Origin of the sequence: Mesorhizobium sp. M7A.F.Ca.US.002.01.1.1, from assembly GCF_004022955.1 — a bacterium.
Taxonomy (GTDB): Bacteria; Pseudomonadota; Alphaproteobacteria; order Rhizobiales; family Rhizobiaceae; genus Mesorhizobium; species Mesorhizobium ciceri.
Map to the genome: position 1 here is coordinate 1 of NZ_RZQE01000738.1, position 2,003 is coordinate 2,003.

The window sequence follows — 2,003 nt, forward strand, 5'->3', positions numbered from 1 at the left end:
CATCAAGGAAGATGAAGGTCTGACGGCCGCGACTGGCGAATTTGGCGATCACATCATTCAGCTTGACGGCGTGCGCCGTCAGCTTGTCCAGGTTTTCCGGATCGGGCGTATCGATCGGTAGCAGGTAGTTTTCGCCCTGCACCTGCATGCCGTGGCCGGCGTAGAAGATCAGCACGGCGCTGCTTTCGGGCAGCTTCGCCTCGGCGTCATGGAAAAGCTTGACGAAGCCATCGGCGGTAAGATCGGTTCCAGTCAGAACCTCAAAGTTCAGCCGCTTCAGGCTGTCGGACAGTTTCGTCGCATCGTTGACCGCGTTGGCGAGGTGCTCGAGACGCTTGCTCTGGTAGTTCGTGTTGCCGATGACGATCGCCAGCCGGTTGCGCGGCTGTAATGAGGCGTTCTGTTCGACCGCGGCGCGAACGTCGATCGTGCTCAAAATCGCGAAAAGCATGAGCAGAGGGATGCGCAAGTATCCGTGGCGGTGGGTCATATCGGCATGCTCGTTCCAGCCTGCGTCAATCTTGATCCGGCGGCCTTCGAACGCACCAGACGCAAACGCAATCTGCCCGAGCGTTTGGACCCCGTGCCGCCAAAGGCCCGCAAATTTTTATACCAAGTATCCTGTCAAAGATAGGAAAAAGGGATTTGTATGCAGTCACTGGACCGTGGAGGGCTCGATGCCGACCAAGATCAACCTCGCGCTGCCGGTTTACGGAGCAGCCTACAAAAGCGTATTCGTTCGCAGCCTTTTTGCGGCCCTGACTCACGAAAGCCTTTCCAGCTACGCGTTCACGCTGTCGGAAATCGAGTACACGGATATACCGTTTTCTCGGAACTATCTGCTCACGAATTTCTACTACAAGAAGCTGGACTGCAGTCACATCCTGATGATCGACAGCGACATGGGCTTTTCGCCCGATCTCATTGCCGCGATGCTGGCGCTCGACAAGCCTGTAGTCGGCACTTTGTATCCGCGGCGTCTGGTCGACCTTCGCAAACTTCACTCGCTGTCGAAACTGCCGTTCGACAAGGCCTTTGCGCAAAGCCTGGAGTTCCTCGGAACCATCATCGAACCGCGGCAGGAGATGGGCGGCTTTGTCCGGGTATCGCTATGTGGCACGGGTATCTTCTTGGTTTCGCGCGACTGCGTCGCCAGGATAATTGAGAAACTGCCCGAAACGGTGAACCGGTCGCGCTACAGAAAAAACAAATACGCCGCACAGTTCGAGAGCTTTCTGACGCCATTTTCGAAGATCGTGACGCCGGACGTGGACTTGCCTACCGATTTTTCTTTTTGTCATCGCTGGGCCCAGCAGTGCGGCGGGGAAATATGGGCAAGTTACGACCGCAAGGTTGCCCACGCGGGAAGCCTGACCGTTTCGGCAGCCTATTCTGACCTCTAGATGTTCGCGTCCTTGTACCGCGTTGTACTGCATCTGAGCGGTTCAATCTGAGTTCGATAGTGACCTTGTCGCCACACATGACCTTATAGTGGCCTGAGAGCGAACGCCTAACCATTGCCGACGAGCAGCGCGCTGCGTACACTGCCTGTCAATCAAGTCAACGAGCCCCATTGAAGGGCCGGTGATTTATTGTAATTGCCTTAACTGTGACGGTATCGATTCTCGTAAGGTGGGATCGAATGAGAGTGCCGCGCGAGGCCTATCAATTGGCGGGTGTTTCGTTGCTTGCGTTAGCGGCGGCATCCACGTTGCAGATATCTGGCGCGGAAGCGTGCTCGGCTATCGCAAGCGGTGCTGGTACAACAGTCGGCTCAGGCATCTCGGCCGAAACGACGTTCGAAACGACATCGGTCACGGTCGAGTGCAGCACAACTGGAAACGTCCAGGATGTCGGCGGCGTATTCACGACGGGGTTCGCGGGATACAAGGGGCAAGCCAACGACTCGTCGACAGTCATCGTCAACGATTATGACGGAAACGGCGATGACATTGTTAGCATCTTTGGCGGTATCCTGGACAACAGCACGCCTACCCCTGTCT

Annotated in this window: 2 protein-coding genes and 1 pseudogene; 2 read left to right on the top strand and 1 reads right to left on the bottom strand. The window is 56.3% G+C overall.

The genetic code is table 11. The annotated features are described in order from the left end of the window. Positions 1–451 (bottom strand): caspase family protein (locus tag EN932_RS34870; RefSeq protein ID WP_245483385.1); only part of this gene is annotated, 451 nt, incomplete at its 3' end. A gap of 226 nt (positions 452–677) precedes the next feature. Between EN932_RS34870 and EN932_RS34875 the strand changes: the two genes are divergently transcribed. Both EN932_RS34875 and EN932_RS34880 read left to right on the top strand, forming a co-directional pair. After that, positions 678–1,403 (top strand): hypothetical protein, encoded by a 726-nt coding sequence (locus EN932_RS34875; RefSeq protein ID WP_013525277.1) that lies wholly within the window; start codon positions 678–680, stop codon positions 1,401–1,403. A 239-nt stretch (positions 1,404–1,642) separates the two neighbouring features. Beyond that, positions 1,643–2,003: pseudogene (locus EN932_RS34880) on the top strand (autotransporter); the annotation flags it as partial.

Bases quoted from the DNA above. Each gene is read 5' to 3' on its own strand.
- EN932_RS34875 (WP_013525277.1), top strand. From the start codon at position 678: ATGCCGACCAAGATCAACCTCGCGCTGCCGGTTTACGGAGCAGCCTAC.